General features: G+C 62.5%; 6 protein-coding genes. All 6 read right to left on the reverse strand.

Translation table 11 applies throughout. From position 1 onward, the window contains the following. Positions 1-640, reverse strand: a 640-nt coding sequence (locus tag KA184_20930; GenBank protein ID MBP8132053.1) for a sugar phosphate isomerase/epimerase, incomplete at its 3' end; no start/stop codon positions are given. A 44-nt stretch (positions 641-684) separates the two neighbouring features. Beyond that, positions 685-2634 carry a hypothetical protein gene (locus KA184_20935; protein MBP8132054.1) on the reverse strand — a complete coding sequence of 650 codons (1950 nt, stop codon included), beginning with the start codon at positions 2632-2634 and terminating at the stop codon, positions 685-687. 626 nt (positions 2635-3260) lie between these two features. Beyond that, entirely contained in the window at positions 3261-3863 is a 603-nt protein-coding gene (locus KA184_20940; protein ID MBP8132055.1) for a class I SAM-dependent methyltransferase, read from the reverse strand. 12 nt (positions 3864-3875) lie between these two features. Then, positions 3876-5783: a propionyl-CoA synthetase gene (locus KA184_20945; GenBank protein ID MBP8132056.1), complete on the reverse strand. Its 1908-nt coding sequence runs from the start codon at positions 5781-5783 to the stop codon at positions 3876-3878. Positions 5784-5858: 75 nt separating this feature from the next. Continuing rightward, positions 5859-7121 carry a sterol desaturase family protein gene (locus KA184_20950; protein MBP8132057.1) on the reverse strand — a complete coding sequence of 421 codons (1263 nt, stop codon included), beginning with the start codon at positions 7119-7121 and terminating at the stop codon, positions 5859-5861. Positions 7122-7124: 3 nt separating this feature from the next. After that, positions 7125-7553, reverse strand: coding sequence for a PaaI family thioesterase (locus tag KA184_20955; protein ID MBP8132058.1), 429 nt, complete (start codon positions 7551-7553; stop codon positions 7125-7127). Positions 7554-7660: the final 107 nt, after the last annotated feature.

Genomic DNA, 7660 nt, shown 5'->3' on the forward strand with positions numbered 1-7660 from the left:
CGTCGGAGTAGTAGAAGATGTTGCCGGGGTCGTACCAGAGCCGGAAGTTTTTGTGCCCGACCTGCTCGATGATTCCGCGGCACTGCGGCCCCGTGGCATTCAATCCGCCGTGCGGCTTCACGCTGACCCCGATGCCCTTTTCCGCCGCGTAGTCGCAACATGCCTTGATGGCCTCGTAGTAAAGCCCCTGCACGGCCGGGTCCCCCACGCCCCCCATCATCAAGTTCTTTGCGCCCACCGTGGCGCAGTTGTCGACCAGCTTCTTCATCCCCGCGATGCCCGCCTCCAGCGATTGCGTCACGGGGATATCGCCGCCATAGACGGACGGAACCGCAAGCTTGCGTTCCTTGCACGCTTCCGCGACCGCCTGCGCCTCTTCGGGCGTGGTCTGCACCGAGATGACAAGATGTGTGGGCGAGTTGGTCGTCATGAGCCCGGCGTAGTGGAATCCCGCCTCGGCGATGGCGTCCAGCGCCACTCGGTAGTCGTACTTGTCCCACGGCCGCGTATAACAGCCGATGTGCCAATCCTCAGGCGCGGCGCCGGCGTTTCGGGAGGCGAGCAATACACATGCCAAGGGGCTCATGAGCGCCGTCTGCCGAAAGAACTCTCGTCGTGTTGAAGCATGCCTGATACTCATGATCCGGGCCTCCTTCCTATGCATCGCTGCACGTTCATTTCCTGTTATTCGGCTTCCCGGATGAAACCGTGAAACCGCGCCATCCAATACGGTAACAGATACGCGCTTCCGTCGTCTTCCATCCGCCCGTCATCGCCGCTGTCAGGCTCATAGGGGTCCGCATTCCATTTCTTGAACGGGCGCTCGTCGGCGGGCAATACCCGCGTCAAAACCGGTTCGCCGAAACGGTTCGGCAACGAGGCAAACTCCACATCGGCGCGATGGCTGTTTCGTACCGGCCAAAGGCGGCGGTCCGTCGGGATTTCGCGCAGGTTCTCTATCGCACCCCGGATATCCGCGCCCATGGGGTCCACGGTGGCGTATACGAACGTGTAGAAGCTGGGCTTTTCTGGCTTGACTACCTCGTAGTGCCGCCGTACACCCGCCGCCAGCGCCCTGCGCGCACGCGGGTCATGCTCCAGTTGCAGGATGGGATACCAGGCCACAAATCCGAGTTGGTCGTCGCTGTGGTTATTCTCGTCCGGAAAGCACTTCTTCGTCAGCAGGATGTTGCTCAGGTAATGGTGCTCCACGGCCAGTTTGCGGTAGTGTTCCTCGTACCGGGGCTCGCCTGTAATGTAATGGGCAACCTTCAAGAACGAAAGCATCTGTAACGAGTTCAGGCCCGCTTCGATGTAATCATACCCGCTCCTGTTGAGCGTCTCCGGGTCCCAGAAGCCCCAGCGCGTCCGTTTCCCATCCCAGTCAATCAGCCGGTAATTGTTGTCGATGAGATAGTCGGTGACTACACGCACCTGCTTCTCGATCGTCTCGCGTTCCGCCGCGTCGTGTTGCGCAATGTGCTCGAAGTACGCGTAGAACGCCAGATAATGCCCGTCGATCTCGTCGGAAGACGTGTCGCTCTTCCAGTACATCGCGCCGTCCGGCGTCGGGCGCCATTGCGGGCCCTTCGAACGGCCGGCGTCCGCGGGCACGACGCTGCGTGCCACGAGTCCCGGTATGCCGGAAGCGTTCTGGAGCATGTACAACGCATGCATGCTTTCCCGCGCCGAGGCCTTTGCCGCGGGGTCTTGCGTAGCGCCGTAGCACAGGGACATGGCCGCGACATGGTAGGCTGTCCACAATCCGTCATTATCGAAGTCCGGAATCGTATACGTCGTCGGATGTTCGGCGTCGTCCAGCACGCATTCCGCCACCAGGCCCAGCCGGCGATGCCGTTCGTTGACGCGCCGCTCGATGGTTTGCGCCTTTTCGAGCAGGGTCGTCTGCACCAGGTCGATCCGGCCCGGCCCTGCGTCCGTCATGAAATATACGGGCGTTCCGCCAGGCTCGATGGCAATCGATTGCACGCAATCGCCCGGCAGATACCGTTTCCCCGCGCGGTAGTACCACTGCCGCCCTTTCTCATAGGGCGTGTACAGTACGGCCCCCTCGGACGTGCCAATCCATATATGGTCGTTCGCATCGATTGCCAGCGCGGTCACGTCCTCGACCGGCAGCCCCTGGCGGCCCTGAAAATGCGACCATGTTCCATCCGGGTCGCGCTTGCTTAGTCCCATCGGCGTACCCACCCACAGCGTCTGCCGAGAATCCACGGCGAGCGCCGTGATCTCCGATGCAAGCGGCCCGTCTACGCCATAGCTGGGGTGCCTCTGCAGGTCCGAACCTCGCCGCGCAAATAGCCCCGCCGCTGTGCCGAGCCACGCAGTATCGCCTTGCATGGCATTGGCTGAAACGGGACGGCCCTCAATCGTTTCTGGCAAATCTTCGGCAACACGCACCTGCCAGACAGTTGATGGCCCCGTCTGGACAGCGCCGCGCACATGCTCGATATACGGCCCGACCGTCACCGGCTCGAAATTGCCGGGCACGCGCATGAATGGCGGCGTGACATTGAACAGGACGAAATCATCGGGGACCCAGGATTCCTCCGCCAAGACGCCCCAATGTCCGATTACCAGGGCACCCAGCAAGAACAGCACCCGTTTTCGCATCCGTGCAATTCTCCTGGTCCGTATCCGGTGACTCTGTCGGCGTTCCATGACTGCCCTCCGGCCAGTGGCCCGTTCCTTGGCCAACTCGTTCGCGCATGGTATCCACGAAGGCCTGGTCAGCCCGCTATGAGACCATGTCCAGCGGCACGAATCCTCTGCGTCAAGAGAGTATGCACATCAAAACAGGCGCCACGCCAGTGATTATGAGGTTCGGCCATGCGTTGAGCGCCCACTGTCCCGGCCACGTGATTTGCGGCGCGTCCAGGAACGGGCACCAACAGGGAACGGGCCTCTGTTCGCCATCCGGCCCTCTCGCGCCTGCCACGTCTCCCAGAAGATGCAAGTGAAACGCGAACAAGACCAACAGCGCGGTGTAGCCGCGCCGCTTGGCGATGGCGAAGGCCACGTCCGCGCAAAACAGGCCAAGGGCAGGATTGTGACCGAAAGCGTGATGGCAATTCGACCACCATCGCAACGGCCGCCTGTTCGCGATTCTCAAATCCCGGCGCGTTGGCTACCGCTCAGCCCAGCAGAAAATGCGTCACGGAATTCCTCTTGGTCCGCTTGCTGGCAAGCATATCTCTGAGCGGGGGATTCCCATAACCTTCCTCGTTACTCGTCGCCGGTTATGAGCGCAATACGTCCAATACCCATACCGCGCGCTGGTAAGGAAAGCTCCGAGGTATGTTTTCGAGCAGCAATCGAAACCCTTCGGGCGCGAGCAGGGCCGTTAGCGCTGCCTGTTCCCGCACGTGATGCCCGCGGTCCCACCGGCACAGGCAACGCCCGAGCAGGTTCCATTGGGGCGGCAGAACTGCGTCAATGACCAAGGCTGTGCCGTTGTCCTTCGTCACCCGTCTCATCTCGCGCGCGGCGGCCACCGCCTGCGCATCTGAAAGATGATGGAAGAGGCCAACCGCGAATACGACATCAAAAGCGCCATCAGGAAAGGCAATCTTGGCGGCGTCCATTACAGCAAAGGGTTCTCCGCGCCGCGCAATCGCGTGTCGAACGTAGACTCCGTTCTGATCGACGCCAAAATAACGCATCCTGCCCGCAAAGGTCCGGCCATGCGCTCCGGTACCACAGCCGACGTCGAGGACACGGCCCCCTTCGCGCGGTGTTACAGTCTGGCGCAGGAAGTCACGCACGCTGGCCCTGCCCAGTGACAAGAGCCGTGTCTTCACGTCGTACCAGGCCGGCTTATCGAGCATCTTCACCAGGAGCATGGCGGCCCCTCATCACGCCCGCGGCAACGGCTGAAACCCCTTCTCCCTCAGAGAGCTCGCAATCTCGTCGAGAATGACCGGGTCATCGATGGTGGACGGCACGCTGTACGATTGACCGTCGGCCATTTTGCGCATGGTGCCGCGCAGAATCTTGCCCGAGCGCGTTTTCGGCAACCGCTTGACGACGGAAGCCTGTTTGAAACAGGCCACGGCGCCTATTTGGTCGCGGATCATCCGGATCAGGTCGCCCACAACATCGGTTTCCGCGCGTTCGACGCCATTCTTCAACACGACAAACCCAAACGGCAACTGGCCCTTCAAGTCGTCTGCCACGCCGACGACGGCGCATTCCGCCACGTCCGGGTGCTGTGCAATCACCTCTTCCATCGCGCCCGTCGAGAGGCGATGCCCCGCCACATTGATCACATCGTCCACCCGGCCCATGACGTACAGATAGCCGTCTTCATCGATGTAGCCGCCGTCGCCCGTGAAGTAATACCCCGGGTACGGGTCCAGATAGGATTCCACGTACTTGGCGTCGTTGCGCCACAAGGTCGGAAACGTGCCCGGCGGCAGTGGCAGGCGAATGCCAATGACACCCTCCTTCCCGGTGGGCAATGCGCGGCCCTCTCCGTCGAGAATGGCCACCTCGTATCCCGGCGCGGGTTTTGTGGGCGACCCTGCCTTGATCGGTAGAAATTCGAGGCCGGCGCAATTCGCCGCTATGGCCCAGCCGGTCTCCGTCTGCCACCAGTGGTCGATCACGGGCACATTGAGGAGCTTGCTGGCCCAGTGATAGGTGTCCGGGTCGAGCCGTTCGCCGGCAAGAAACAAATACTTGAATCCGGCAAGGTTGTGCTGCTTCAGATAGTGGCCCTCCGGGTCCTCCCGCTTGATTGCGCGGATGGCCGTGGGCGCGGTGAACAGCGCCTTGACGCCGTGCTGCGCGATGACACGCCAGAACGCGCCCGGGTCGGGCGTGCCGACCGGTTTTCCTTCGTACAGCACGGTCGTGCAGCCATAGAGCAGCGGCGCGTACACGATGTAAGAGTGTCCCACCACCCAGCCCACGTCGGACGCGGCCCAGTACACGTCGCCGGGCTCGACGCCGTAAAGATATTTCATGGTCCATTTCAGAGCCACGGCATGGCCGCCGTTCTCGCGCACGACGCCCTTGGGCAGACCTGTCGTTCCCGAAGTGTACAAGATGTACAGGGGGTCCGTCGCGCGCAAGGGTATACAGCCGACAGGGTCCGCGTCGCGCATCAGCACGGTCCAATCGAGGTCGCGCCCCGGCGTCAGCGGCGCGGCGGCCTGCGGCCGCTGGAAAATGACGCACCGGTCAGGACGATGGCTCGACAACGCGATGGCCCTGTCCAACAGCGGGTGATATTCGATGACCTTCTTGCCCTCTATGCCGCATGAAGCGGACAGAATGACCTTGGGCTTCGCATCGTCAATGCGCACCGCCAATTCGTGCGGCGCGAAACCGCCGAACACGACCGAGTGCACCGCCCCGATTCGCGCGCAAGCCAGCATCGCCACCACCGCTTCCGGGATCATCGGCATGTAGATAATCACCGTGTCGCCCCGCGACACGTCCAACGAACGCAGCGCCCCCGCGAACCGGGCCACTTCCTCGCGCAGTTCCCGGTACGTGATGTGCCGCACGACGCCCGTCACCGGGCTGTCGTAAATCAGCGCGGCCTGATCGCCCCGGCCCGACTCGACGTGCCAATCCAGCGCGTTGTAGCAGGTGTTCAGCTCCCCGTCCGGGAACCAGCCATAGAAGGGTCTGCGCGACGCGTCCAGGACGCGCGTGTACTTGCGGTGCCACTGCACGGCCTCGCCCGCCGCGCCCCAGAACTTCTCCGGATTGCGAATCGACTCCTCATATGCGGCTTGATACTCCCCGGCCATGACGCTCCCTTCCTCCTGGTTGATGTACGGGACTCTTCCCGCGGCGGTCATTGTAGCAGTCTGCGCGCGCGGATTTCAGGAAGCCCGCGATGCCACGAAACAGGAGCGCCGCAAGAAGAGCACGACAAGGGAGGCGGCTACAAGAAACAGTGTGGCCAAGTTCGCGCCCGCGCCTTGAAACACGGGCCAGCCATACAACCCGCCCCCGTATGCGCCCAGACTCGCGCCCAGCGCCAGCAACCGCGCCGCCTCGACGAAGGGCGTCCAGCGCCGCCGGTCAAAGATCCCGCCCAGGCTCAGCACTGTCGCAAAGATCAGCAGCGCGGCGAGAATGCGCTGTCCGGCGGGCATTGCCGATTCGGCGCCCACGAACCCCACGGCAAGGGTCAGGATGACCACGAAATGCACGGCGGCATAGGCGCCCAGAAGGCGCGGGGCGCGAGCGTCGTACTTCTCGTAGCCGGGCTGCCGCGTCTCCGGCGTTTTGTCTTCCTCGACGGCGGCGGGCCGCCATGCGGGCGGCTTGAACCACAGACGCAGCCGGTCGCGCCACGACGGGGTGACGCGCGCCAGCGCAAGAAGTCTCGCGAAGTAATATACCTGTGCCCAGAGCGGATTCCAGCTCTTGAGCGGCGTTACGGTCCCGTATTGCGGCTCTTCCTCCTCCTCCTGAAACGTGCCGAACAGCCTGTCCCAGATAATCAACGTCCCGCCATGGTTCCGGTCGATGTATTTTGGGTTGCAGCCGTGATGGACCCGGTGGTGGGACGGCGTGTTAAACACCCACTCGAGCGGCCCGAGCTTGCCGATGATCCGCGTGTGAATCCAGAACTGGTATAGCGCATTGACCTGCGTCACAGCGGCAAAGACGGCGGGCGGAAAACCGACCAGGGCGAGCGGCAGATAGAATACCCAGAAGAAGAGCCCCTGAAACACCCCCTGGCGCAGCGCCACAGCGAGATTGAACTCTTCGCTCTGATGATGCGCGATGTGGGTCGCCCACCCAAGATTCCTCTCGTGGCTGACCCGGTGCGCCCAGTAGTACATCAGGTCTTGCAGTAGAAAGCACAGCACCCAGACCGGCAACGGCGCGGCGGGGTCCCACAGATGCGCCGCGCCCATGTCCATCAAGCGCCAGCGCTCCCAGATATAGAGGTATCCCATGAAAACAAGGGTCTTCAGGAACGCACCGCCGACCTGGTCAATAACCCCCATGCTCAGGTCGTTGATGGAGTCGTTCAGCCGGTAGACCTTGCGGCGCAGCACCAGCGCGCTCACGGCCCATTCCACACCCATCAGAAAAAAGAACACCGGAATCGCGAGAAGCACATAGTTCATGCGTCAGCCAGACCCATTGCCACTCTTGACCATGGCCAGCGTCACCATCGCCTTGGCCACGAGCTTTTCCGCGCCGCCCTGACACGCAAATACGGACGATTCCGTCACGGTGAGTTGCCGGCCCGCGCGCAACACTTCCGCGCGGCACCGCAGCCACTCGCCAACCGTTGGCCTCAGGAAATTGATCTTGAACTCGACCGTAAGCACGACCTCGCCCGCCCGTGCCTGCGTGCCGGCCGCGGCGCCCGCCGTGTGGTCCGCCATCGTGGCGACGACCCCAGCGTGCACAAAGCCATCCTGCTGCAGGTGCATGTCCGCCACCGCCAGCCGGGTATCGCACCAACCCGGCCCGAAGTCGACTAGTTCGATTCCAAGATACTGGATGAACCGCGCCTTATTCAGGATAGCCTCTACATGTTCCCTGGAATCCACATTCCCTGCTTCCACGGTTCTTCCCCGCAACGTTATGGCATGCGCCTGTTCCCGGCATTGACGCTGCCTGCTGTACCTGGTCCAGCCCAGATTGAATACCGCCGGTA

The sequence above is a fragment of the Candidatus Hydrogenedentota bacterium genome, assembly GCA_018005585.1.
Classification (GTDB): Bacteria; Hydrogenedentota; Hydrogenedentia; order Hydrogenedentales; family JAGMZX01; genus JAGMZX01.

Bases quoted from the DNA above. Each gene is read 5' to 3' on its own strand.
- KA184_20935 (MBP8132054.1), bottom strand. From the start codon at position 2,634: ATGCGAAAACGGGTGCTGTTCTTGCTGGGTGCCCTGGTAATCGGACAT.
- KA184_20940 (MBP8132055.1), bottom strand. From the start codon at position 3,863: ATGCTCCTGGTGAAGATGCTCGATAAGCCGGCCTGGTACGACGTGAAG.
- KA184_20945 (MBP8132056.1), bottom strand. From the start codon at position 5,783: ATGGCCGGGGAGTATCAAGCCGCATATGAGGAGTCGATTCGCAATCCG.
- KA184_20950 (MBP8132057.1), bottom strand. From the start codon at position 7,121: ATGAACTATGTGCTTCTCGCGATTCCGGTGTTCTTTTTTCTGATGGGT.